The following is a 24,430-nucleotide window of genomic DNA, read 5'->3' on the forward strand; positions in this document are numbered from 1 at the left end:
ACTTACGCTGGGAACAAGCCGGCAACCCCATCGCGCTGGGTGCCGCCATCCGGAGCGATCCGGGCACAGCGAGCCGCGCATTATGCACGGCTTTCCTATGTGCCGCAAGCACTTAGCCTGCACTTCCCGCCCGCTCGCGGTGCAGCCAGCGATACAGCACCGGCAGCACCAGCAGGGTCAGCAAGGTGGACGAGACGATGCCGCCGATCACCACCGTGGCCAGCGCGCGCTGCACCTCGGCCCCGGCGCCGACATTGAAGGCCATCGGCACAAAGCCCAGTGCGGCCACCAGCGCAGTCATCAGCACCGGGCGCAGGCGGCTCAGCGCGCCTTCGCGCAAGGCCTGCTCCAGCGACATGCCCTCGGCCCGCAGGCTGCGCACGAAGGCGATCATCACCAGGCCGTTGAGCACCGCCACCCCTGACAGCGCGATAAAGCCGACACCGGCGGAGATCGACAACGCCAGGCCGCGCAGCGCCAACGCCACCACACCGCCAGTCAGCGCCAGCGGCACGCCGCTGAACACCACCAACGCATCGCGCAGCGAACCGAACGACCAGTACAGCAGCGCGAAGATCAGCAGCAAGGTGCCCGGCACCACCCAGGCCAGGCGCTGGCCGGCGGAGATCAGTTGCTCGAAGGTGCCGCCGTAGCCGATCCAGTAACCGGTGGGCAGCACGACCTCGGCCTGCACACGCTGCTGCACCTCGGCGACGAACCCGCCCAGGTCGCGGTCGCGCACATTGGCGGTGATCACGATGCGGCGCTTGCCGTCTTCACGATTGATCTGGTTGGGCCCAAGCACGGTTTGTAGCTTTGCGACCTCGCGCAGCGGCACCGTGGTCGGTTCGCCACTCCGCCAGCCGGCCGCGCGGCTGGACTCGTCGACATCGGCGCGCTCGCCATCGCCACGCAGCGGGATCGGCAGATCGGCCAGCGCCGTCGGGTCCTGCCGCAGGCCTTCGGGCAGGCGCACCACGATGTCGAACCGGCGGTCGCCTTCGAACAACTGCCCGGCCGCCTGCCCACCCACCGCCGCCGACACCGTGTCCTGCACCACACCGGGATTGAGCCCGTACCCGGCCAGTGCGGCGCGATCGGGCACCACTGCCAGCATCGGCAGGCCGGTGGCCTGCTCCAGGCTCACGTCGGCCGCACCCGGCACCGTGCTGGCGACTTCCTGCACGCGCTGCCCCAGCTTGACCAGCGTGTCCAGGTCATCGCCGTAGACCTTGATCGCCACATCCGCACGCACGCCAGAAATCAGCTCGTTCATGCGCATCTGGATCGGCTGGGTGAACTCGTAGTTGTTGCCGGGCAGCTGCTTCACCGCTTCCTCGATCTCGGCCACCAACTGCGCCTTGGGCTTGCGCGGGTCCGGCCATCGCGCACGCGGATGCATGATCAAGAACGTATCGGCCACCGATGGCGGCATCGGATCGGTCGCCACTTCGGCAGTCCCGAGCTTGCCGAACACATGCGCCACCTCCGGAAACTGCTTGATGCGTTTTTCCAGCGTGGACTGCATGGTGATGGCCTGTTCCAGGCTGGTGCCGGGAATGCGCAAGGCGTGCAGCGCGATGTCGCCCTCGTCCAGGTTCGGGATGAACTCGCTGCCCAGGCGCGTGGCCAACACCGCGCACAGCGCCACCGCCGCCACCGCACCGAGACCGACCCAACGGCCGTGACGCAACGCGCGATCCAGCAAGGGCGCATACACACCGCGCGCCCAGCGCATCGCGCGGTTCTCGTGCTCGGCCACCTTGCCGCCGAGCAACAAGGCGATCGCTGCGGGGACAAAAGTGAGCGACAGCAGCATCGCACCGCTCAGCGCCAGCACCACGGTGATCGCCATCGGATGGAACATCTTGCCTTCGATGCCGGTGAGCGCGAATACCGGCAGATACACCGCCGTGATGATGCCTAGGCCGAACAGGCTGGGCCGGATCACCTCTGCCGTGGCTTCGGCGGTCAGTTCGAAACGTTCGTCGCGCTCGAGCACCCGCCCAAGGCGCAATTGCGCCTGGCCGAAGCGGCGCAGGCAGTTCTCCACGATGATCACCGCGCCATCGACGATCAAGCCGAAATCCAGCGCACCCAGACTCATCAGGTTGCCGGACACGCCACCGCGCACCATGCCGGTGAGGGTGAACAACATCGCCAGCGGAATCACCGCTGCGGTGATCAGGGCCGCACGCACATTGCCCAGCAGCAGGAACAGCACCACGATCACCAGCAACGCGCCTTCGATCAGGTTCTTGGCGACGGTGACGATGGTGCGGTCCACCAGCGCGGTGCGATCGTAGACCGGCACCGCCTGCACGCCGGCCGGCAAGCTGGCATTGGCCACTTCCAGCCGCTGCGCTGCGGCCTGCGCCACGGTGCGGCTATTGGCGCCGACCAGCATGAACACCGTGCCGAGCACCACTTCGGTGCCGTCCTGGGTGGCCGCACCGGTGCGCAACTCGCGCCCCTCGCCGACCTGCGCCACATCGCGCACCCGGATCGGCACGCCTTGGCGCCGATCCAGCACGATCGCCCCGATCTGCGCGACGTCGTCCACCTGCCCCGGTACCCGCACCAGGAACTGCTGGCCGTTGCGTTCGATATAGCCGGCGCCGGTGTTGCGGTTGTTCGCCTCCACCGCGCGCGCCACATCGTCCAGCGTGAAACCCAGGGCAACCAGGCGTGCCGGATCCGGCGTGATATGGATCTGCCGCGCGTAGCCGCCGATGGTATTGACCTCGGTGACGCCAGGCACATTGCGCAACTGCGGGCGCACCACCCAGTCCTGCAGGGTGCGCAGATCGGTGGCCGTCCACGCACTGCCATCGGGCTTGCGCGCATTCGCTTTGGCTTCGACCGTGTACATGAAGATCTCGCCCAGCCCGGTCGCGATCGGCCCCAGCTGCGGCTCCAGGTCGGCCGGCAGTTGCGACTTGACCTGCTGCAGCCGCTCGGCCACCTGTTGCCGCGCAAAATACAGGTCCGTGCCATCGGCAAAGACTGCCGTCACCTGCGACAAGCCATAGCGCGACAACGAGCGCGTGGACTCCAGCCCCGGCAAGCCCGCCAGCACCGTCTCCAGCGGAAACGTCACCCGCTGCTCCGACTCCAACGGCGAGTACCCCGGCGCGGCCGTATTGACCTGCACCTGCACATTGGTGATGTCCGGGGTGGCATCGATCGGCAGGCGCGAAAAACTCCACGCCCCGATCGCAATCAGCACCGCCGTCAACGCCAGCATCAGCCACCGCTGCGCGATCGCGAACCGAATGATGTTAGTGAGCATGGCGCACACCTCCGCGCACGCTCGGCGCAACGGCGTGCGCAGCCACGTCGATCAGTGCGTGCGTACGCACGCACGACGCCTGTGCAATCGCAGCGGGCTGCCGTCGGCCGGCGGCACTGCAGCCAGGATCCGGACCCTCGCCGCTATCGCGCTCGCCCCCGACGCATCCGACCTTTGCCGCGCAGATTCTCACGCTGTTGCTGGCGTGATCGCCTGCGCCGTGAGTGCGTGGACGACGTAAAAAACGTTTCGCCGAAGAATGGACGAACCGGTCGCAAGCACGCGCTTGCGGTCGAGGCAGACGCAAACCGGAAGCGCAGCGATCAATGATCATGCGATGCCCCCGACTTCTCGATATCCGCCTTCACCAGATAACTCTGCTCCACCACCACCGCGTCACCCGCGGTCAGACCCGACACCACCTGCACCTGCTGTGCATCGCGCGCGCCCAACTTCACCGGCCGCACCTCGTACACATCCCCCACCCGCACGAACACCACCTCCCAGTCGCGAAACTGCTGCAAGGCCCCCACCGGCACCACCATCGCCGCCGGCTGCTGCGCCACCGTCACCCGCGCCTTCACCGCCGAACCCGGCCGCCATAAGCCATCGCTGTTGCGCAGCACCGCGCGCGCCACCGTGCTCTGACTCGCGGTGGCCGTGCCCGGCAACACGCGCTCCAATGTGGTCTGCGCCACCACGCCATCGCTGATGCGGGTCACCGTCACCGGTGCGCCGGCGGTGATGTGCCCGGCATCGGCGCCGAAGATATGCAGATCCACCCACAGGCTCGACAGGTCGGCAATCTCGAACAACGCCTGGCCTTCGCTGGCGTTGCTGCCCAGGCTGGCATTGCGGGCGAGCACGGTGCCGCTGATCGGTGCACTGACCGAATACGTGGTCAGGCTCAGGTTGCTCTCCACCGTGGCCAGCACCTGGCCGGCGCGCACCTGGTCGCCGACGTTGACGCGCAGGCTGCGCACCGGCCCGGGAAAGCGGGCGGTGGCCTGCGCCTGCGCACCTTCTGCCGGCGTCAGCAGGCCTTGCACCTCGTGCTGGTCGGCGATGCTGCCGGGACCGACCGGCGTAACCCGGATGCCGGCGTCCTGCGCGATCTTGGCCGCGATGGTGGTGCGCCCTTCATAGCTGGGATAGGCCCAGCGATGCGACTTGCCCTGCACGGTGGCGCTTACTTCCACATCGAATGAATGCGGCTCGCCGACCGTGCTGTCGGCCAACAGGCTACCGTCGTCGCGCGCGCGCAATCGATGCACTTCGTTGACGCCGCCGAGCCGGGTCAGGCGCACTTCGACACTGCCGGCGCTGGGCGGCAAGAGTTTGCCATCGCGATACAGCCAAGCTTGATACGTGGGGGGTGTGCCGTCTTCGGCAATCGCCAGTTCCACGCTGTCGCCGTCCTGGTGCAGCAAGCGCCCGCCGTGCGTGCCTTTTTCGGCTTCCTCGCCATGTGCGTCGGCGTCGCCCTCGGCGCCGGGCGTTGCGTGGTCATGCGATTGTTCGCCGTTGCGGCCGCAGCCACCCAGCAGCAGCACCAACAACAGCGGCGCGAGCAGAAAACGTGTCATCGAAGAAAATCCTGGTTGGCGCCGACGCTGTGCGTCGGGCGAACGAACGAAGATGGTGTGCGCCAGATGTCTTGGATGCGCAGTAGGCGCGGTAGGCGCGAGCAGCGCTTGGCGACTGCTGGATGCCGATGCGGTTGCAAGCGCCGAGGCCGATACCGACGCAGCGGCTCCAGGCGGACGCGGGCAGGCAGGGCGAAAATGCGCAGCGGAGGTAGCGCTCATGGCCCCACCTGCGCAGTGCTGTCGGCCACGAACGGCTGCCCGGTCAGGCGCTGGATTTCGATCAATGCGGTCTGCGCTTCCAACGCGGCGGCCAGTTGCTGCTGGCGTGCATCGCTGCGCTGTGCCTGCAGCTGCGCCCAGTCCAGATAACTGGTGGCGCCGGCGCGGTACGCGCGCTCGGCGGCGGCATCGGCGCGCGCAAGTGCGGGCAGCACATCGCTGCGCATGCGCGCCACTTCCAGCTGCGCGGCGCGGTAGCGGCCATGCGCGTCGGCCAGCGTGGTGTAGAGCGTCAGTGCCTGCGATTGGCGTTCGATCTCCAGTAACGACAGCTCCGCTTCGGCGGCGCGGATCTCCGGTTGCGCACGCGCGGCGCTGCCCAGCGCCAGCGAGACGCTGCCGAGCAGTGCGGTGGCATCGTTGGCTTCGAGCCGGCGCACGCCCACCTGCCAGTCCAGATCCGGGCGCGCCTGGCTGCGTGCCAGCCGCACCCGTGCCTCGCGCACGCGCTGCTCACCGTTCAAGCGCGCCAGTTCGGGGGTGGCATCGAGCAACTGCGCCAGCACCTCGAATTCGGGAATCGCCGGCAGCTGCAATGGGTCGCCGGTGACATCGCCGAAGTCCGGCGTGCGCTGGCCCCACAACACCGCCAGCTGGCGGCGTGCGGCCAGCAGTTCCTGCTGGGCGCGATCGCGCTCCAGTTCCGCGCGCGCCTGCAGGGCCTGGGCGGTCAGCAGCACCGATTCGGGCGATGCGCCGGCCTGCAGCCGCTGGCGCGCGGCACTGACGGTGCGTTGGCGCTGGGCCAGGGTTTCCAGCGCGGCCGCATGCCGTTGCGCGGCCATGCCGATGGCCAGATAGCGCCGGGCGACTTCGGCCAGCACGTCCAGGCGCGCCAGCGCACGTTGCGGCGCCAGTGCGTCGATGCGTGCCTGGGCCAGGGTGCGGCGCGCGTCCAGCTTGCCGCCGCGTTCCAGCACGCCGGCCAGGGTGACGGTGAGTTCGGCCTGGTCCAGCGCGCGGGTCGGGCCGCTGCCGAACACGTTTTCCAGTTCGGCGCCGATGCGCAACGGCGGACGCAACGCGTCGCGCTCGGCTTCAGCGGTGAGGACCGCGCGCTGACCATCGGCCAGACGCAGGTCGGGGTGCTGCCGGGCGACGCGCGTGATGGCGTCGTCCAGGGTCAGCACGGGCTTGGGCGGTACGTCCTGCGCCATGGCGCACGGCACGACCGCGAAGACGGCAAGTGCCGTCAGTCGCAACCACATGAGGGTGTCTCCGGAATCGGGATCGATGGACAGGCCGGCAGCTGCCGGCGATGCATCAGGCCGCGATCGGGGGACGCAATCCGGTCTCGCTCAGGTGCGAGCGGTAGTACGCGAGCACGGCCACGGGCTGGGCCTGCGTGTGCGTGGACAACGGCAGCCAGGCCAGCGCCGGCAAGACGGCCGGATTCTGGCCGTGGCAGTAGCCGCTATGCATCAGGGCGTGCATCAGGCCGGCCCCATCGCGCTCGCCGGCATCGCCTTCGTCGGCGCCGTCATGGCCGTGCGGTGCGGTGTCTTCCAGGTGCATCTGGTCGTGCGCCAGCGCATGCACATCGCCCAGTGCGCAGGCCACCGGTGCGACCAGCACGCCCATGGCCAACACCGCCAGCGCCATCAGACGCAGCAAGGGGTGCAACAGGCGGGCGCGACGCAGCAGCATGGGCGCAGCCTATCGGGGCCGGGGCAGTTACACAATCGCATGCCTGCCGCGCAGCATCGCAGGAGCGGACCTGGCCGCGACGCCGTCCTGGTCAGCGCGATGGCACTCCGCCTACATGCTGGTTGATTGCAGACAGCGCCCGGGAGGGCGAGAAGCTGCCGACGATTACCTGGACCTGGGATCGAGGCCATGGCGGCGCCAGGGTCGGGACGGCGTCGCGGCCGGGTCCGCTCCTACGTGGAGCGGACCGTTTGGCCAGCGCCATCAGGCGCAACAGGCGGGCGCGACGCAGCAACACGGACGGTCGTAGGAGCGGACCTGGCCGCGACGCCGTCCTGGTCAGCGCGATGGCGCTCCGCCTACATGCTGGTTGATCGCAGACAGCGCCCGGGCCGGCGAGAAGCGGCCGACGATTACCTGGACTTGGGATCGAGGCCAGGACGGCGCCGGGTCGGGACAACGTCGCGGCCGGGTCCGCTCCTACGTGGAGCGGACCGTTGGCCTGGGTCAGGGCGCGGCGGCGCTGGGCTTGGACGTTGCCGGGCGCGCCTTGCTCTCGGCGATGAAGGCGCGCACCTGCTGCTCCAGCACCGGCAAGGTCACCGAGCCCTGCTTCAGCACCGCGTCGTGGAAGGCCTTGATGTCGAAGCGGTCGCCCAGTTCCTGTTCGGCCTCGGCACGCAGCTTGACGATGCTGATCTCGCCCAGCTTGTAGCTCAGCGCCTGGCCGGGCCAGGAGATGTAGCGGTCCACCTCGGTGGTGACCTCGTGCTCGCTCAGCGCGGTGCGGTCGCGCAGGTAAGCCAGCGCCTGCTCGCGGCTCCAGCCGTCGTGGTGCACGCCGGTGTCGATCACCAGCCGGCAGGCGCGCCACATCTCATAAGTGAGCCGGCCGAATTCCTCGTACGGGGTCTCGTAGATGCCCATCTCCTGGCCGAGCTTTTCGGTGTACAGCGCCCAGCCTTCGCCATAAGCAGAGATGTAGTTTTCGCGGCGGAACGCCGGCTGGTCGCCCTGCTCCAGCGCCAGCGAGCCCTGCAGCGAATGCCCGGGCGAGGATTCGTGCAGGGTCAGCGCCGGCAGGTTGTACAACGGCCGCGACGGCAGGTTGTAGGTGTTGACCCAATAGGTGGTGGCGCCGCCGCGGCCGGCGGTCCAGAACGGGGCGATATCGTCCGGCACCGGCTTGATGGTGAAGCGCCCGCGCGGCAGCGTGCCGATGAACCTGCCGACCTGCCCGTCCACCCGCTTGGAAATCCACGCGGCGCGATCGAGCAGTTCCTGCGGGGTCTTGGCGTAGAACTGCGGATCGGTGCGCAGGAAGGCCAGGAACTGCGCGAAGCTGCCCTTGAAACCGACCTGCTGGATGATCGCGTCCATTTGCGCCTGGATGCGCGCCACCTCGTCCAGGCCGATCTTGTGGATCTGCTCCGGGGTCAGGTCCAGCGTGGTGTATTCGCGGATCTGCTGGCGATAGAACGCCTTGCCGTCGGGCAGCGCTTCGGCCGCCAGCGTGGTGCGCGCCTTGGGCATGTACTCGTCGCGGAAAAAGCTTAGCAGCTTGCTGTAGGCCGGCAGCACGGCCGTGCTCAGCGCGGCCTTGGCCTGTTCGCGCAACTGTGCCTGTTCGGCAGCGGGGATCTGCGCCGGCAGCTGCTTGAACGGCGCGTAGAAGCTGGACGCGGTGGGATCCTTGACATCGGCCACGGTGGCGATGGAAACGTCGCGGCCATCCAGCACCGCGCGCGGCACGCTGAACCCGCGCGCCAGGCCGGCGCGCATGTTGGCGGTCTGCTGATCGAAATAGCGCGGCACGTCGTTGAGGCGCGCGATGTAGGCGCGGTACTCGGCAGCGGTCTTCATCGGCCGCTGCGCCATGAAGCCCAGGTTGGACCAGAACGAGCTGTCCGAATTGAACGGCATCTCGTACAGGCGCAGGCGCACCTCGGCGGCGAGGTTTTCCACCTGCGGGCGGTAGATGGCGTAGTTGACCTGGTTGGCGGGCGAGAGCTGTTTCGGGTCGATGCCGTCGAGCTGCTTGAGCACGCCGTCCCATACCGCCAGGCGCGCCTGCTGCGCGGCCGGGCCGACATCGGGCAGATGGGTGTTGTCGCCGGTGGTGTCGCTGTCTTCGTCGGCCTGGCCGGTCTCGGCCTGGCGCCAGTTCCACTCTTTTTCGTAGATGGCGCGGAAGCGCGCATCGGCGGGGCGCTCGGCGGTCAGCGTGGCGGGCGCCGCTGGTGTCGGTGCGGCGGCCTGCGCCGAGGTGGCGGCGAAGCTTGCGCCCAGCAGGGCGAGCGAAAGTGCGGCGGCGAGAGGAGATGTCACGTGCGGGCGGCCTGCGTTCGGATCGAACGTTCGATCATGGCAGCCCGGGCGGCAGCTGCCATGGGCCGGAAGTCCCAGCGCGGGGATTGGGGATTGGGGGTTGCAGAGTGAATGCGCGCGACCGGACAGGCCGGCCGCTTCAGCCTGCCTTGCGCACCACCACCAGATGCCGCTCGCCGTCCAGGCCGGGCACCTGCAGCGGATGCACCTCGCCCACCGTCCAGCCGGCGGGCAGCGCGGCGATCTCGTCGTGCGGGTAGATCCCCTTCATCGCCAGCAGGCTGCCGCCCGGGCGCAGCAGGTGGCCGCCGACGTCAATGATGCCGGCCAGCGTGTCCAGCGCCCGCGCGGTGAGATGGTCGTAGGCGGCCGGCTCGTCCAGCGCCTCAGCGCGTGACTCGGCCACGCGCGCGTTGCCCAGCGCCAGCTGGCGCAGCGCCTCGCGCATGAAGCGGGCCTTCTTGCCGTTGCTTTCCACCAGGGTCACCTGCAGCTGCGGGCGGGTGATCGCCAGCGGAATGCCGGGCAGGCCGGGGCCGGTGCCCAGATCGGCCAGCGTGCCGCTGGCGATGTAGGGCTGCATGGCCAGCGAATCGAGCAGATGGCGGGTGACCATCGCGCGCGGGTCGCGTACGGCGGTGAGGTTGTAGGTCTTGTTCCAACGCACCAGCAGCGTCAGATAGCGCAACAACGGCGCGGCGAAGGCCGCATCCAGGGATTGGGCCTGCAGGCCGTTGGCCAGCGCAGCGGCTACATCGGGGGGAAGTACGGCATCGTTCATGCCGCGATTATCGCAGCTGGCTGGCGTGCAGGTGCGTGCGTGACGCGCATGGTGGCGATGCGTGGCGCGTGAGCGCGTGGGCCGCAAGCCGACGTATGTGAACTTGCCCAGCACAACGTCCAGGCCTGCGGTGCCGCAAGGCCTGCCACCCACCACAGCCGCCGCTGCACCGGCGTGTGGGCATCGCTGTGGGCAGGGTCACCCGCCACGGTGGCACACCCGTATCCGTATCCGCCATCGGCAGCCGATGACGCACGCAAGCCTGCGCCAGCAGCGACACCACTGCCGCTGCCATTGAACGGACATCCGCCCGTCGCACTATGGTCGCGTTCGCCAGATCGCCTGTGTGCCCATGTCCTCGATCGACCCGTCGTCTGCATCGCCCCTGCCTGGCCCCGGCAACACAGCTGCCGCCGTGGATCATGGCCGCCGCCGTCTTCTCGTTGCTGGCGCCGGGCTGGCGGCCGCCGGACTGCTCAGCCCGTTCGCGCGGGCCAGTGGCAGCGCGGACCCGTTCACCCTGGGCGTGGCCGCGGGCGACCCGCTGGCCGACGGCTTTGTCATCTGGACCCGGCTGGCGCCGCGCCCGCTGGAGCCGGACGGACGCGGCGGGCTGACCGCCCCGGTGCAGGTGCGCTGGCAGGTGGCCAGCGACCCGGGCATGCGCCACATCGTGCGCCAGGGCCAGACCGTCGCCAGCCAGGCCTGGGGCCATGCGGTGCATGTGGAGGTCGCCGGCCTGGCCGCCGATCGCCCTTACTGGTACTGCTTCCAGGCGCTGGGCGCGCGTAGCGCCATCGGCAGCGCGCGCACCTTGCCGGCGCCGCACCAGTTGCCGGATGCCGCACGGCTGGGCTTTGTGTCCTGCTCGCACTGGGAGCTGGGCTATTTCAGCGCCTACCGCCACCTGGCCGCCGAACAGCCGGACCTGGTGTTCTTCCTCGGCGATTACATCTACGAATACAGCAACCACGGCGAGGCAGCGAACAAGATCGTGCGCCCGCACGGCAGCGGCGAGTGCCTGGATCTGGCCGGCTACCGCAACCGCTATGCGCTGTACCGCACCGATCCCGACCTGCAGGCGCTGCACGCCGGCAGCGCCTGCGTGGCGACCTGGGACGACCACGAGGTGCAGAACGATTACGCCAACCGCTGGTCGCAGGACCCGTCGATTGCGGTCGACACGTTCCTGGCCCGGCGCGCGGCCGCCTACCGCGCCTTCTACGAACACTTCCCGCTGCGCGCGCGCAGTCGCCCGCATGGCGCCGACATGCGCATCTACCGCTCGCTGGACTACGGCCAGCTGGCGCGTTTCTATGTGCTCGACGGGCGCCAGTACCGCAGCGAACAACCCTGCCCGCAGCCCAACGGCTGGCGCGGCGGGCATGTGGTGGATGACAGTTGCCACGAACGCACCGACCCACGCCGCAGCATGCTCGGCTGGGAACAGGAGCGCTGGCTGCATGGCGCCTTCGCGCAGTCGGCCGCGCGCTGGAACGTGATTGCGCAGGATCTATTGGTGGCACCGATGAACCAGCACGGCCGCGACGGCGTGCTCGGGCAGTGGACCGACGGCTGGGACGGCTACCCGGCGACGCGCACGCGCATGCTCGATGCAATTACCAGGACCCGACTGCGCAACCCGGTGTTCTGGGGCGGCGACATCCATTCGTACTGGGTCACCGATCTGAAGGCCGATCCGGCCAATCCCGACTCGCCGACGCTGGCCACCGAATTCGTCGGCACCTCGATCACCTCCGATGGCCAGAGCAACGCCGAGCTGCAACAGACCATGGCGCTCAATCCACACGTGCACTACGCCGAAGGCGAAACCCGCGGCTATGTCTCGGTAACGCTGACGCCGGGCCGGATGGACACGCGCCTGCAAGGCATCTCCGACCGCCGCGACCGCGACGCCACCGTCTCGACGTTGAAGCGCTTTGTGGTCGAAGACGGCAAGGCCGGTGCGGTGGAGGCGTGAGCCTGCGCTGCGCTGCCACGGGTGGTGGCGACCTCCTGCCACACCATCCACCACAACTTGCCTTTGCCGATCTCCACAACCTTCACCGCACGCGTGAACCGCCTTGCCACGACCTTGCCGCGCAGAGCTTGCGGTGCGTGCTGCGCAACGCGGTGACTCCATCCATCCCCACAGGCCGGGCGCGTCGTGCAGCGCAATGGACACGCGCCGGTAAGAAGGCGGCGCTATATCTGGGCGCCGCTGCCAGACGTTCGAGGATGCCATGACCGCCTCCGATCCCGCCCGCCGCCGCGTGTTGCAAGGGTTGGGTGCCGGCCTGTTGTTGCCGGCCACCGCCGGTTGGTCCACGCGTAGTCTGGCTGCGCCGTCCGGGCGGCCGCTGATCACCGATGGGGTGCAGAGCGGCGATGTCGTGGATGGCCGGGCGTTGCTGTGGAGCCGCTGCGATCGGCCGGCGCGGCTGCGGGTGGAATGGGATACGCGCCCGAGCCTGCGTCAGGCGCGTCGCGTGGATGGGCCGGTGGCTTCGCCGGCGCACGATTTCACTGCCCGGGTGAATCTGGGTGCATTGCCGCGCGATCAGGACATCTTCTACCGGGTGCGCTTCGAAGATGCCGACAACGGCGTCTTGAGCGCACCCGTGCACGGCCATCTGCGCAGTGCGCCGCAGGCGCGTGGCGATGTGCGCTTTGTCTGGAGTGGCGACACCGTCGGCCAGGGCTTCGGCATCAATCCGGACATCGGCGGCATGCGCATCTACAGCGCGATGCGCGAGCGCAACCCGGATTTCTTCCTGCACAGCGGCGACACCATCTATGCCGACGGCCCGATCCCGGCCGAGCTGATCGTGGAAGAGGGCAAGCGCTGGCGCAACCTCACCACTGCGGCCAAGAGCAAGGTGGCCGAAACGCTGGACGAATTCCGCGGCAACTACCGCTACAACCTGCTCGATGAGCATGTGCGTCGCTTCAATGCCGAGGTGGCGCAGGTCTGGCAGTGGGACGACCACGAAACCACCAACAACTGGTCGCCCGGCAAGCAGCTGGACGAGCGCTATCAGGTGCGCGATATCGGGGTGCTCGCTGGTCGTGCGCGTCAGGCATTTCTGGAATACGCGCCGATGCGCGGTGTGCATGCCGATGGCAACGGCCGCATCTACCGCAAGATCAGTTACGGCCCGCTGCTGGATGTATTCGTGCTGGACATGCGCAGCTATCGCGGCGCCAACAGCGACAACCTGCAGCCGCAACCGGGCGCGGACGCGGCCTTTCTGGGCCCGCAGCAACTGGCCTGGCTGCAGCGCGAACTGGCCGGCTCGCGCGCGCAATGGAAGGTGATTGCCGCCGACATGCCGATCGGCCTGCAGGTACCTGATGGGCAGGACGCCGCAGGCCGCGCGCGCTGGGAGGCGATCGCCAATGGCGATCCGGGCGTGCCGCGTGGGCGCGAACAGGAGATCGCCACGCTGCTGCGTTTCATCAGCACAGCGCGCATTCGCAACACGCTGTGGCTGACCGCCGATGTGCATTATTGCGCGGCGCATTACTACCACCCGGATCGCGCGGCGTTTCAGCAATTCGAGCCGTTCTGGGAGTTCGTGGCCGGGCCGCTCAATGCCGGCAGCTTCGGCCCGAATGCACTCGATGCCACCTTTGGCCCGACGGTGATCTTCCAGAAAGCACCGCCGGCGCCCAACCTGTCGCCACTGGCAGGATTTCAGTTCTTTGGCGAAGTGGAGATCGATGCACGCACCGGCGTGCTGACGGTGACCTTGCGCAATCTGGATGGGGTGGCGCAGTTCCGTCAGCCGATTTTGCCGCACGCTGCGACGCGGCCGGAACATGCCTGAAACGCCGGTCGGGCCAGCAACGCAAGCATCCATGTCAGGCACGTGCTGCACCCCGGTCCAGGACGCAGCGCGCACCCGCGCTGCAGCCACGCAGTAAAGCGATCTCCGTGCCTATTCGGCCGGCAACGGGTAGAACGCCAGCGCAGCGCGGCAGTCCGGTGCGGCCCACCATTCGTGCAACTGCCATTGCGTGGCCTGGCCGAGCGCGGGGTCGCACCACTGCAACTGCAATGCGCCGTCGGGTGCCACTGCATAGGCAAGCCGATGCAGGCCAAACGACAGGCCATGCCCGTACGCCTTGAGCAGCGCTTCCTTGGCGCACCACAGGCGGAAAAACAGCGCCTGTTGCGCGTCCGGTGCCAGGCCGGCCAGCAATGCGATTTCGTCGGCATGGAAAAATCGCTGCGCGATTTCCAGCAAACGCGGGCGCGCGCGGATGCGCTCCAGATCCACGCCCAGCCGCACGCCCTGCCCCAGGCCGACCAGCAGATAATCGCCGCTATGGCTCCAGCCGGTGTCCCGGTCGGGCAGGGCCGGCTGCAGCGAAGGCCGCCCGCGCTCGTCACGCCGCAGCGGCACCTGGGCAGGTTCCAGCGCCAGGGCCTGGCCCAGCAACTCGCGCGCCTGTGGTTCGCCACGCTCGCCATGCCGGTGCGGACGCAGCCACAGCTGCACCGGGCCGATATGCCAGCTTGCGTGCGCTGTCACGCTGCGTGCACCAAGCACAACAGCCGCATGCGCGTGCGACCGCGCTCGACAGTCACTTCACGCCGGCCTGCGTTGAATGGCGCCCATGCACTACTTCCGGTGCAATCGCATGAGGAGTTCGGCAACATGGGCATCATCATCTGGTTGATCGTCGGCGGCATCGTGGGTTGGCTGGCCAGCATCATCATGCGTCGCGATGCGCAGCAAGGCATCATTCTCAATATCGTGGTCGGCATCGTCGGCGCGCTGATTGCCGGGTTCCTGTTCGGTGGCGGCATCAATCAGGCCATCACGTTGTGGACCTTCGTATGGTCGCTGGTGGGCGCGGTGATCCTGCTGGCAATCGTCAATCTGTTCACCCGTGGCCGCGTGCGCTAAGCACGCATCCACTGATGGAACATCCAACGCCCGGGCTTGCCCGGGCGTTGTCGTTTCAGCCATCGACCGGAGCACGATCCAGCGGATGGTGCACCCCATCTTCCACCGGCACGGCGATGTTCAACGCATAGGGATTGACGCCCTCCAGGCAGCCGACGTTGTAGCCGTACTCGTTGGGATTGGAGCGCCGCCGGTGATGCGTGTAGATGCCGCACACGCCGCAGAAATAATGCGCCGCCGCATGCGTGTTGAACTGATACAGCCGCAGCACATCCTCGCCCTGCCGCACGTGCAGGCCATCCAGCGTCACCGAGGCGACGATGGCACCACGGCGGCGGCACATCGAGCAGTCGCAACGGCGCGGATCGAGCAGGCCATGCGGCAGATCCAGATCGATCTGCACCGCGCCGCAGTGGCAACTCAGCCGATGCACCGGCCCCAGGGTGACCTCACCGACCTTGTGCGTGCTACGCCGCAGATGCCGCTCGCTCATGCGCCCGCCTCGGCCAGGCGCACCCAGGCGGGTGCATGGTCGCTGGGGCGCTCCCAGGTGCGCGGTTCGCGGTCGATGCCCGCTTCCACCGCGCGTACGCGCAAGGCCTCCGAGACCAGGGTCAGATCGATGCGCAGGCCCAGATTGCGGCGGAACCCGGCCTGGCGGTAATCCCACCAGCTGAACTGCTCGGCGTCTTCATAATGCAGCCGGAACGCATCGTGCAGGCCCAGCGCCAGCAGCTGTTCCAGCGCGGCGCGCTCTGCGGTGGAGGTGAGGATGTGGTGCTCGTTCCACACTGCCGGATCGTGCACATCGCGCGCATCCGGGGCGATGTTGAAGTCGCCCAACACCACCAGCTGCGGATACTTGTGCAGTTCCTGCGCCAGCCAGTCGTGCACCGCGGCCAGCCAGCGCAGCTTGTAGGCGTATTTGTCGGTGCCCACGTCCTGGCCGTTGACCACATACAGGTTGACGATGCGCACGCCATCGACGGTGGCGGCGATCACGCGCTGCTGCACGTCGTCGAAACCGGGGATGCCCATCTGCACGTCCAGCGCCGGCGAGCGCGACAGGATCGCCACGCCGTTGTAGGTCTTCTGCCCGCAGAACACGCTGCGATAGCCGGCAGCGGCCAGCGCCGCATCCGGAAACTTGTGGTCCTCCAGCTTGGTTTCCTGGATGCCGACCACGTCGGGGGCGAACGTGCCCAGCCACTGTTGCAGGTGCGGCAGGCGCACATTGAGCGAGTTGACGTTCCAGGAGGCAATCTTCATGGCGTGGCGCGGACCGTGGTTCAAACCACCAATGGTACCGCGCCGCCGGAGTGTGCTCAGGGCCGCGGGGCGATGCGCACGCCGAGCTGGTTGGCGACCGGGCGCTCGCGCCCCGGGATACCGGTGTGGATGGGGCGATTGAGGGCGCGCACGCGGCCGTCCACGCGCGCGGCCAGGGTGCTGGAGCCGCCGCCGTCCAGGTTGATGGCGGATGTGGCGCCGAGTTGCTGCAGCACTGCGGTCAGCGCGTCCAGGCTGATGCCGGCGCTATAGCCGGGCTGGCGGCCATCGGCGACCACCATCCACAGCTTCCTGCGCGCGCGATCCAGGCCCAGCGCGCTGCGTGGCTCGGGGCCGTCGTAGTACTCGGCGCGGCTGGCCTCGCGTGGCTGGCGCTTGCCGTCGAGCAGCAGCAGCGGGCCGGCACCCACACCCAGACGGGTGCCGGACGGGCAACTGCCGCGCACGATGCCGACCGCGTTGCGCGTGCTCACGCACAACGCCGCGTTGACGCGTGCATCGCTGGTGGCGGCGGCCGAATCGAGATGGCCTGCGTCGATCGCCAGACCTTCGGCAGTAACGCCCTGCCCTGCAGCGGGCACGAATGCCTTGTCGAACAGGTGCCCGCCATCGAACGGCAGGAAGTAATCGGCATTGATCGCCAGGGCCAGATCGCCGTCGCGTACGAACGCGGTGGTGGGGTTGGCCAGGAACTCGCCACCGCCGCTGCGCTCGCCGCGCGTGCCGACCAGCTGCAGCCCGGGTGTGGCGAGATCGACTTCGGCGATATGCAGCATCACCGGTTGCGGCCCACGCACGGCCTGCCGCCAGTAGCGGATGCCCGGCGCCAGCGTGATCGGCGCGCCGGGCGCCGGTACCGGCTGCACCAGCGGCTCGATGCTGACGCGCGCGCGGGCATGGGCCTGATCCAGCGCGGCCAGCACCGCGTCGATGCGCGCCGGTGGCGTGCGCAGCAGCAGCCGCTGGGTGGGCGCGGTTTGCAACACCTGCGCCAGGCCGGCGCAGCGCGCGCCGCTGCAGGCCTTGGCATCGACGCCGACGCGTGCCGGGCCATCGGCATCGTCCGGCACCTGCAAGGCGATGCGATTGTGTTCGGCCGGTTTGCAGCGGCTTACCGCGGCCAGCACATCGTCTGGCCACTGGCCCCAGCAGTCGCCGCTGACCAGGGTCTCCATCGGCACGAAGGGCGCATCGGTTGGCGGCATTGCAGCATCGTCGGCCGTGGCGCTGCCGGCCAGCGTTGCCAGCAGTACAAGCACTGCATGCAATAGCGCCGATGCGGCGCGGCAATCAGAACGCATAGTCCACTCCCAGGTAGTAGGCACGGCCGTTGTCGAGCTGCTCGCGCAGCAGTTGCTGGTCGGCGCCGATCACGCGGGTGAGCCGCGCATTGCTGAGATTGCGGCCCTGGACGGTCAGGCGCAGTTGCTTGCTGAAACTCCACGCCAACTGCGCGTCGTAACTGGTGATCGCATCGTAATAGCGGTCGTTGACGCGGTTGTCGGTGGCGGCGGACAGCAGTTGCTGGCCGGTGTAGTTGGCACTGACGCGCGCACTGAACCGGCCGATGTCGTACAGCAGCGAGGCATTGGCGCTGCGCTTGGGCGATTCCATCAGGCCGGGCAACGCGCGGCGCGTGCCGTCGGCCATCTGCACGTCGGCGGTACGCGGGTCGAGCAGGGTCGCATTGAACATCGCGCCCAGGTTGGACCAGGCGCCGGGCAGGAAATCGAAGCGCGTGTCGATGGCGGTCAATTCGATGCCCTGCACCTGCGCAGCACCGGTGTTGATCGCCTGGGTGGTGGTGACCTGGTAGCTGCCGACCAGGCCACCGGGGTCGCGCTGGGTATCGGTGCTGGTCAGGCGCACGATTTCATCGCCGATGCGCTTGTGGAACAGCGCCAGCGACAGCTGCGAATCGCGGTCCGGATACCATTCCAGCGACAGGTCCAGATTGTCCGCGCGGCGCGGGCGCAGCAGCGGATTGGCGATGCTGCGGTTGATGGTCAAGCCGGTGACATCCACCACCGGGCTGCTGTTCTGGCCGATATCGGCATAGGTGGGCAAGCCGATGGTGCGGCTGCCGGCCATGCGTAGTTTCAACGCCGGGGTGATGTCCCAGGCAACGTTGGCCGAGGGCAGCAGGAAACGGCGATCGCTGTCGGCCGATTGCTGCACGTAGTTGCTGGTGCTGTTCAAGGGCTGCGGCACCGCGCTGCGTACGGCGCGCTGCAGGTATTCGTTGCGCAGGCCGACCGTGGCCAGCGTTCGCTCGCCATGCCAGGTACCCATGAGATAGGCGGCGCCGTTGCGCTCGTCGATGCCAAAGTCGCTGATCGCGCTGTTGCGTGCATTGGTGTTGGCCAGCACGTAGGCGCCTGGCGAGGCGGCAGCGAAGGCGGCGACCCTGGCCGGGTCGACCAGCAACAGGCAGCTGAAATCCGCATACGGGCAGATGCGTGCGTCATCGGTGCCGATCGTCGCCAGACTCACCCGGCCGGCTGGATTGCGGCGTACTTCATCGAGGTTGTAGCGCTGCTGCAGGTCGCGATATTGCAGGCCGGTCCGCATGCCCCAACCGCGCGCATCGGCATCGGCGTTCTGGCTGTAGTCCAGCTTGAATGTTGTCGTGTCCGTGCTGCTCTTTTCCACGCGGGTCAGAAAATACTGCTGCGTGTAGTTGGCCGCATTGCCGTAATACCCCGGGTCGTTCAAGGCGATGCGCGGGCGCGCAGCATCTCCGAGCGCATACGCAAAGCCCAGCCGCGCGGAAGCGGCGGCGCTGAACACATCCTCGCGGGTGTCCTGCTGATACTTGCCGGTGGCGCGGTTGAGCACGACATCCACGTGGCCTTCCGGGTTGAGCCGGAAGCTGCCGCCCAGTTGCGCGTAGCGCAGTGTGCGGGTCTGATCGAAGCGGTTGGCATCCACCTGCGCGCTGCCCTGCGCATAGCGGCCACGGTCGCCATCGGTGATCGTGGCGTTGCCGACGCGGTTGATCCACTGCGAGCGCCGCTGCTCGTCGTTGCTGTGCTCGAAGGTGCCGGCGCTGAAAGCCAGTTTCAGGTCCTGGCCATCGTCATATTCCAGCTTGCCGAACATGCTGCGGCGCTGGCGCAGGTTGTCGTAACTGAGCGGGCGGAAACGGTCCGGTGCGATCGCCAGGCCGTCCGGATCCAGACCGGGGGTGAGGTTCTGGCGCACGCCATTGGCGTAATAGCTGTAGCTGTCGATGGCGGTATTGAGCGAGGAGGAATCGCGCCGGAAGTAATCGGCCGACAGCACCACGCCGAAGCGCTGGTCCGGCCCGAAGGTGTCGCTGAAGCTGCCCTGCACCTGCCCGGACGGCGTGCTGCCCTGCAGATGCCGGCGGTTTTCCCAATCGGCCAGGTTGGCGCGCACCGTGGCAAAGCGGCCGTCGTGATCGAAGGCACTGCGCGTGCGCAGCGCGGCGATGCCGCCGATGGCATTGCTGTCCATGTCGGCGTTGAAGGTCTTGTAGATATCCACCTGCTGCGCCAGCGAGGCGGGAATCACGTCCAGCGCTTGCACGCGCCGGCTGGTCTCGGTGGACGGTAGCGCCACGCCATCGATCAGCACGTTGTTGTAGTCCGGATTGAAGCCGCGCAGGCTCATGAACTGCGCCTCGCCGCGGCCGTTGTTGACCACCATCGACACGCCCGGCACCCGCTGCAGCGCCTCGCCCAGGCCGAAGTCCGGGATCGAACCGATATCGTCGGCAGCCACGCCGTCGGACACCACGGCCGCCTCGCGCTTGGCGCCGATCGCCTGGCGGATCGACAGGTGCTGGCCGGAGACCTGCACCGCATCCAGCTGCACCGGGGCGGTGTCGCTGGCGGGCGCGGCAATCGCGGGCTCGGCGGCATGGGCGCCCAGGCTGGCGCTCACGCACAGGGCCAGCAGGCAGCGGCGGGGACATGGACGGGTGCACAAACGTGACATGGGATGACCGGCGGTGGCAGAGGTCGCCAATTTAATAACTTACTGTGAATTAATTATTTCAGCCGGACCGGGTAAGCTAGCGCCTCCCCCGTGCCACCGCTCGCCATGCCGTCCACTGCCACCGTCGCATTGCCGCCGCATTCGCCGAACTTCCCCAGCCTGAGCCGCAACGAGCGCGACATGCTCGACCGCCTGCGCCTGGCCGGCGTGCTCACCCGCGCCGACCTCAGCCGCGGCACCGGGCTGACCGTGCAGACCGCGGTGCGCCTGATCGAAGGCCTGCAGGCGCGCGGCATGGTCCACATGGGCAGCGGCGTGGCACGCGCCGGGCGCGGCAAGCCGGGGGTGGCGGTGTCGTTGAATCCGGCGCACGGCCACACCTTGGGCGTCTCCATCGCCACCGACGCGCTGAGCCTGGCGCTGGTGGACTTCGCCGGCCAGGTGCTGGCGGTCAGCGAGCTGCCGCTGGATGCACGCAGTGCCGACGCGGTGTTGCTGCAGCTGCAGGCCGGCGACGCGGCGCTGCTGGCAGGCCTGGAGCACGCGGTGGGGCCGCGGCTGGGGATCGGGCTGGCGATGAGCGGGTTTTTTACCGGCGAGGACGGGCGCATCAATCCGCCAGAGCCGCTGCGTGCGCTTGGCGAGTTCGCCCTGGCACCGTGGCTGGCGCAGGCCTGCGCGCAGCCGGTGTGGATGGACAACGACGGCAGCGTGGCCGCCGCCGGCGAAGCGATGCTGGGCGTGGGCCGTCGACATCGCGACTTTGCCTACCTCTACCTCAGCTACGGGTTCGGCGGTGGCCTGGTCATCGACGGCCAGGTCATGCGCGGTGCGCGCGGCAATGCCGGTGAATTCGCCGGCATGCTGCCGGCGCAGAAGCTCGAACGCGCCACGCTGGAACTGCTGCGCGAACTGCTGGCCGACGACGGCGTGGCGTTTGCCGACGTGCGCAGCCTGCTGGCCGCCTACGACCCGACCTGGCCGGCGATCGAGCGCTGGATCGCGCGCAGCGCGCCGGGGGTGTCGTTGATCGTCTCGGCGATCACTGCGGTGTGCGACCCGGAAGCGATCGTGTTCGGTGGCCGCCTGCCGGCCGATCTGGCCCGGCGCCTGATCGCCGCCGTGCAGATCGACAACCTGCCGCGTCGCGGTCAGGCCAGGCCGATGCCGCTACTGCTGCCGGCCGAAGCACCGGCCGATGCCTGCGCGATCGGTGCGGCGACGCTACCGCTGCAGGCGCGGTATTTCCGTTGAGTGCTGGCGCAATGCGTGCTGCGTCATCGGACGCGGGCGAGCGCAGCGCGCCATTGGCGATGCTTCAGCACGAGACCGCGTAGCGGAGGCAACGCCATCAGGGGCTGGACGCGATGCGCAGACGACGCTGCGACAACCGCACAGGCCTGCTTCACTCCCGTTGGCCGGCGCCCTGACCCGCACAGCAGTGCGCGTGCAGTTCGCGGGCCAGTGCAACCACCTGCTGTTCGGTGTGCGCATCCATGTCGTCGAACATCGCTTCGCCACGTAGCGGTTGTGTGGCCGGCAAGGGATGCCCAAACGGCTGCTCGGCGACCAGCCGCCAGGCGTCGCCATACAGCGGTTCGGCGGTGCCCGGCAGCGGCGAGGACAGCAGTTGATCGAGCACCGGCATGGCGGCGCGATGACCACGCATGGCCAAGTCTTCCAGCGCCGCCAGCACCTGGTCTGCCTCGGCATGATCGGAAGCAGACGGCGGCGGGAACAGGCCGTCTGCCACCGCAGGCACCTGACGCTCCAGCACGGCGCTTGCCCGGCGACGCAGCAGCTCGATCTGCGCATCCACATTGCCGGCGGCAGCCGACTGACGCAGCAGTTGATCCACCTGTGCGTATTCGCCGGCCCCGACATGACGGCATGCTGCGCGCTGCAGCGCCTGCGGGTCCAACCGGTTCCCGGCGCCTGCGGTCGCAGCGTCGCCGAGCCGGTCGATGTCGTCCAGCTCGATCCCATCACGCGTGGGCTGCGACGTCTCGGCGATCAATGCGCAGCGCGCATACCGTTGCGCACGCGCGTAGCCGGCCGCAGCGCTGCCCGATGCAATCGCCACCGCAGCGTGCGAATCCGCGTCTGCAGCAGATGTCGCCTGCGCTGGGGTGTCGTTGTGCATCGGCGCCGGTGGCGAAGGCGCGCCACAGCCGCACAGCGCCGCGGCCCATGCCAATCCGAGCCAGCGTGCATGCGTGGCCCACTGCGCGATCATTGCAGGGCCTGACGGGCGCGGTTGTCGGCAGGCTGCGCTGCATGGCCCGCCGCAGCGGCAGCGTCCAACCGGGCCGAACGCGCCTGCACCAGCTGCGCGATGGCGCGGTCACGTGCTTCTTCGCGTAGCTGCGCCTCGATCATGGCGCCGACGTTGTCCAGGGTCGCAACGTGTTTTTCCTCCAGCCGGATCAGGTGATACCCGCCCGGCCCACGCACCGGCGGTGAGACCTGACCGGGTGTCAACGCACGCACCGCCGCCTCGAACGGTTTGGCCAGATACAGGCCGAACATCGACGACAGCTGGCCGCCCTCGTGCGCAGTGGCCGCATCGTCGGAGTCGCTGCTGGCCAGCTGGCCGAAATCCGCTCCGGCGTCCACGCGGCGACGCAGTTCCTGCGCGCGCGCCAGTGCCTGCGCCTGACTCAATGGATGCCCGGCACGCGCACCGCTGCCGGGCTGCTCTGCGATAAAGAGATGGCTGAGCCGGAACTCGTCGAAATCGCCGGGCCGCTCAGCAAAGCGTTGCGCGATCTGGGCCTGGGTGATCGTCGCATCCAGCAACAGGCGATTGCGTTCGGCCTGGGCCAGCACCGTGTCCGGATCGGGATCGGCGCGCACCATCGCCGCTAGCTGCGGGTCGTCGGCAAGCCCATCTGCCCTGGCACGTTCGGCCAACACCTCGCGCTCGATCTGCGAGGCAGCGCGGTCCTGGCCCGGGTGCGAATCCTGCCCGACCGGCGCAGCATCGCCTGCGGAGACTGCGCCGGCCGACAGAGGCAGCAGCGCAGCGAGCAGACAGGTAACGGTCGTCGTTGCGCCCAGCAGCCAACGCAAACCAATCTTCCTGCTTGCCGACGTCATTGAAACCACTCCAGCATCTGACATGAGGTTTCCTTCAAAAGTCGCATCGCGGCGATCGAATGCCATGCGGTGCCCGGTGCAAAGTCGAGCCTCTACTCCGGGACACCTCTCATACGATCAGCCTGTTACGGCGCGTAATGCGATACGCGTCGGCCGTTGGTCTTGAGCACGCGCATGGTGGTCTTCGGGTCGTCGGTGGTGATCAGCCCGAAGCGCTGCGACATCAGGAAGCCGATATCTCCGCGATGGTCGGCGGTGTCGGCATTTCCCTGGTAAGCCGGCGCGAATTTTTCCGCCAGCGTGTAACAGCACGAGCCGTTGTTGTTGTAGAACTTGCCGGCCACCGGACCGTCTGGAATGGCCTGGAACACGCCGATGCGCTTGCCTTCGGCACGCGCGGCATTCTTCTGGCCTTGCAGCAGGCCATCGTCCTGCTTGACGTTGATCTCCAGCGTATGTGCATAGCTCTGCCACTCGACCCGGCTGGCCGGCACGTCGATGCTCGACAGCATGTTGGTGGTGTAGACCGGGATGGCGTGCACGTACCGGGAATTGCCGACAAATGCGGCCGGATGCGGGAACAGCGTGGCATTGACCTTCATCGCCACCACCTGCTCGGGATGGTTGGGGAATGCGCGCAATGCAGCGGTATGCACGGCACGTACGCCATCGGCCGTCTTGACGTCGAAGATCAACGGCAGCTGCATGTTGTTGTTCTTCCAGTACGCGAACAGCTCGTCCAGGCTGTAGACCTGCCAACCGGTGACGGTGCTGCGGTCGGGCGTGAGCAGATGCAGCCTCTTGATCGTGGCCAGCGGCAGGCTGCTGACGGTCGGGTTGGCGCCCTGATTGGTTGCCGGGTTGTACTTTCCACCGCCCACCACTGCATACACGTCGGTGGTGCGGCCGAGATTGAAATCGTGCATCAGTATCGGCATGCCGTCCTGGGTGATCTTGACGTCCAGCTCCACACCGTCCATGCACTGGACGTCGGCGGTGAGCACGGCGCGGCTGGAATTTTCCGGAAGCGCTGCATCACCAGAATATTTGCCCCACAGGCCACGATGGGCCAGGACCAGGGTGTCGGCGGTGAATGTGTCGTTGAGGATTTCGGCCATCTTGTGGGCGGTGTTGCCGCACGATGCCGCAGCGAGTTGCGGCATTGCAGCCAGCACGGCCAGTGCGCCAAGCAGGCGGCAGGCGCGGGCAAGCGGATGTGGAACGAGAGCGGTCGGCATGGTCTATG

At 68.1% G+C, this 24,430-nt stretch carries 18 protein-coding genes; 4 read left to right on the forward strand and 14 right to left on the reverse strand.

The features are described 5' to 3' along the window. Positions 1–112: 112 nt before the first annotated feature. The 6 genes from AC1PLA_RS20060 to rsmG form a co-directional block, all read right to left on the reverse strand. A complete protein-coding gene (locus AC1PLA_RS20060; protein ID WP_481105216.1) occupies positions 113–3,292 on the reverse strand; it encodes an efflux RND transporter permease subunit in 3,180 nt (1,059 codons plus the stop codon). A 323-nt stretch (positions 3,293–3,615) separates the two neighbouring features. Then, positions 3,616–4,878, reverse strand: coding sequence for an efflux RND transporter periplasmic adaptor subunit (locus AC1PLA_RS20065; RefSeq protein ID WP_481105217.1), 1,263 nt, complete (start codon positions 4,876–4,878; stop codon positions 3,616–3,618). A gap of 218 nt (positions 4,879–5,096) precedes the next feature. Beyond that, entirely contained in the window at positions 5,097–6,368 is a 1,272-nt protein-coding gene (locus AC1PLA_RS20070; RefSeq protein ID WP_481105218.1) for a TolC family protein, read from the reverse strand. Between the two features lie 55 nt (positions 6,369–6,423). Further along, entirely contained in the window at positions 6,424–6,807 is a 384-nt protein-coding gene (locus AC1PLA_RS20075) for a hypothetical protein (RefSeq protein WP_016902720.1), read from the reverse strand. A gap of 507 nt (positions 6,808–7,314) precedes the next feature. Continuing rightward, positions 7,315–9,135, reverse strand: coding sequence for a DUF885 domain-containing protein (locus tag AC1PLA_RS20080; RefSeq protein ID WP_481105219.1), 1,821 nt, complete (start codon positions 9,133–9,135; stop codon positions 7,315–7,317). Between the two features lie 139 nt (positions 9,136–9,274). Continuing rightward, on the reverse strand, positions 9,275–9,916 hold the full coding sequence (rsmG, locus tag AC1PLA_RS20085; protein WP_481105220.1) for a 16S rRNA (guanine(527)-N(7))-methyltransferase RsmG: 642 nt from the start codon (positions 9,914–9,916) through the stop codon (positions 9,275–9,277). Positions 9,917–10,268: 352 nt separating this feature from the next. Between rsmG and AC1PLA_RS20090 the strand changes: the two genes are divergently transcribed. Together AC1PLA_RS20090 and AC1PLA_RS20095 are read left to right on the forward strand one after the other, a co-directional pair. Further along, the gene (locus tag AC1PLA_RS20090) at positions 10,269–11,897 is read left to right on the forward strand and encodes an alkaline phosphatase D family protein (protein WP_481105221.1); all 1,629 of its coding nucleotides are present in this window, start codon (positions 10,269–10,271) and stop codon (positions 11,895–11,897) included. A gap of 262 nt (positions 11,898–12,159) precedes the next feature. Further along, positions 12,160–13,746, forward strand: a complete 1,587-nt coding sequence (locus tag AC1PLA_RS20095) for an alkaline phosphatase D family protein (protein ID WP_481105222.1) — start codon at positions 12,160–12,162, stop codon at positions 13,744–13,746. A gap of 111 nt (positions 13,747–13,857) precedes the next feature. Here AC1PLA_RS20095 and AC1PLA_RS20100 read toward each other — a convergent pair whose 3' ends face one another. Beyond that, positions 13,858–14,454: a 4'-phosphopantetheinyl transferase family protein gene (locus tag AC1PLA_RS20100; RefSeq protein ID WP_349808984.1), complete on the reverse strand. Its 597-nt coding sequence runs from the start codon at positions 14,452–14,454 to the stop codon at positions 13,858–13,860. Between the two features lie 126 nt (positions 14,455–14,580). On the opposite strand from AC1PLA_RS20100, the gene AC1PLA_RS20105 reads away from it, so the two are divergent. Further along, the gene (locus AC1PLA_RS20105; protein ID WP_016901812.1) at positions 14,581–14,832 is read left to right on the forward strand and encodes a GlsB/YeaQ/YmgE family stress response membrane protein; all 252 of its coding nucleotides are present in this window, start codon (positions 14,581–14,583) and stop codon (positions 14,830–14,832) included. Positions 14,833–14,887: 55 nt separating this feature from the next. Here AC1PLA_RS20105 and AC1PLA_RS20110 read toward each other — a convergent pair whose 3' ends face one another. The 4 genes from AC1PLA_RS20110 to AC1PLA_RS20125 are packed head-to-tail and all read right to left on the reverse strand — an operon-like array spanning position 14,888 to position 20,031. Further along, positions 14,888–15,325 (reverse strand): GFA family protein, encoded by a 438-nt coding sequence (locus AC1PLA_RS20110; protein ID WP_102581259.1) that lies wholly within the window; start codon positions 15,323–15,325, stop codon positions 14,888–14,890. Continuing rightward, the gene (gene xth / locus AC1PLA_RS20115; RefSeq protein WP_349780285.1) at positions 15,322–16,101 is read right to left on the reverse strand and encodes an exodeoxyribonuclease III; all 780 of its coding nucleotides are present in this window, start codon (positions 16,099–16,101) and stop codon (positions 15,322–15,324) included. The genes AC1PLA_RS20110 and xth overlap by 4 nt, the downstream gene beginning before the upstream one ends. Before the next feature lie 56 nt (positions 16,102–16,157). Then, positions 16,158–17,423 (reverse strand): phosphodiester glycosidase family protein, encoded by a 1,266-nt coding sequence (locus tag AC1PLA_RS20120; protein ID WP_481105223.1) that lies wholly within the window; start codon positions 17,421–17,423, stop codon positions 16,158–16,160. Next, the gene (locus AC1PLA_RS20125) at positions 17,413–20,031 is read right to left on the reverse strand and encodes a TonB-dependent receptor (RefSeq protein ID WP_481105224.1); all 2,619 of its coding nucleotides are present in this window, start codon (positions 20,029–20,031) and stop codon (positions 17,413–17,415) included. Before AC1PLA_RS20125 ends, AC1PLA_RS20120 begins: the two co-directional genes overlap by 11 nt. Before the next feature lie 159 nt (positions 20,032–20,190). Between AC1PLA_RS20125 and AC1PLA_RS20130 the strand changes: the two genes are divergently transcribed. Continuing rightward, a complete protein-coding gene (locus AC1PLA_RS20130) occupies positions 20,191–21,339 on the forward strand; it encodes an ROK family protein (protein ID WP_211921249.1) in 1,149 nt (382 codons plus the stop codon). Between the two features lie 151 nt (positions 21,340–21,490). On the opposite strand, the gene AC1PLA_RS20135 is transcribed toward AC1PLA_RS20130, so the two are convergent. From AC1PLA_RS20135 to AC1PLA_RS20145, 3 genes are all read right to left on the reverse strand, one after another. Beyond that, the gene (locus tag AC1PLA_RS20135) at positions 21,491–22,321 is read right to left on the reverse strand and encodes a hypothetical protein (RefSeq protein WP_481105225.1); all 831 of its coding nucleotides are present in this window, start codon (positions 22,319–22,321) and stop codon (positions 21,491–21,493) included. Beyond that, positions 22,318–23,157 (reverse strand): peptidylprolyl isomerase, encoded by an 840-nt coding sequence (locus AC1PLA_RS20140; protein WP_481105226.1) that lies wholly within the window; start codon positions 23,155–23,157, stop codon positions 22,318–22,320. The genes AC1PLA_RS20135 and AC1PLA_RS20140 overlap by 4 nt, the downstream gene beginning before the upstream one ends. Before the next feature lie 152 nt (positions 23,158–23,309). Beyond that, complete coding sequence (locus AC1PLA_RS20145) at positions 23,310–24,347, reverse strand: glycerophosphodiester phosphodiesterase family protein (protein ID WP_243849993.1); 1,038 nt, start codon at positions 24,345–24,347, stop codon at positions 23,310–23,312. Between the last annotated feature and the right edge of the window lie 83 nt (positions 24,348–24,430).

The sequence above is a fragment of the Xanthomonas sp. NCPPB 1826 genome, from assembly GCF_056725285.1.

Excerpts from the sequence above, each read along its gene's own strand:
- AC1PLA_RS20060 (WP_481105216.1), bottom strand. The coding sequence starts at position 3,292 with ATGCTCACTAACATCATTCGGTTCGCGATCGCGCAGCGGTGGCTGATG.
- AC1PLA_RS20065 (WP_481105217.1), bottom strand. The coding sequence starts at position 4,878 with ATGACACGTTTTCTGCTCGCGCCGCTGTTGTTGGTGCTGCTGCTGGGT.
- AC1PLA_RS20070 (WP_481105218.1), bottom strand. The coding sequence starts at position 6,368 with ATGTGGTTGCGACTGACGGCACTTGCCGTCTTCGCGGTCGTGCCGTGC.
- AC1PLA_RS20075 (WP_016902720.1), bottom strand. The coding sequence starts at position 6,807 with ATGCTGCTGCGTCGCGCCCGCCTGTTGCACCCCTTGCTGCGTCTGATG.
- rsmG (WP_481105220.1), bottom strand. The coding sequence starts at position 9,916 with ATGAACGATGCCGTACTTCCCCCCGATGTAGCCGCTGCGCTGGCCAAC.
- AC1PLA_RS20090 (WP_481105221.1), top strand. The coding sequence starts at position 10,269 with ATGTCCTCGATCGACCCGTCGTCTGCATCGCCCCTGCCTGGCCCCGGC.
- AC1PLA_RS20095 (WP_481105222.1), top strand. The coding sequence starts at position 12,160 with ATGACCGCCTCCGATCCCGCCCGCCGCCGCGTGTTGCAAGGGTTGGGT.
- AC1PLA_RS20105 (WP_016901812.1), top strand. The coding sequence starts at position 14,581 with ATGGGCATCATCATCTGGTTGATCGTCGGCGGCATCGTGGGTTGGCTG.
- AC1PLA_RS20110 (WP_102581259.1), bottom strand. The coding sequence starts at position 15,325 with ATGAGCGAGCGGCATCTGCGGCGTAGCACGCACAAGGTCGGTGAGGTC.
- xth (WP_349780285.1), bottom strand. The coding sequence starts at position 16,101 with ATGAAGATTGCCTCCTGGAACGTCAACTCGCTCAATGTGCGCCTGCCG.
- AC1PLA_RS20120 (WP_481105223.1), bottom strand. The coding sequence starts at position 17,423 with ATGCGTTCTGATTGCCGCGCCGCATCGGCGCTATTGCATGCAGTGCTT.
- AC1PLA_RS20130 (WP_211921249.1), top strand. The coding sequence starts at position 20,191 with ATGCCGTCCACTGCCACCGTCGCATTGCCGCCGCATTCGCCGAACTTC.
- AC1PLA_RS20135 (WP_481105225.1), bottom strand. The coding sequence starts at position 22,321 with ATGATCGCGCAGTGGGCCACGCATGCACGCTGGCTCGGATTGGCATGG.
- AC1PLA_RS20145 (WP_243849993.1), bottom strand. The coding sequence starts at position 24,347 with ATGCCGCAACTCGCTGCGGCATCGTGCGGCAACACCGCCCACAAGATG.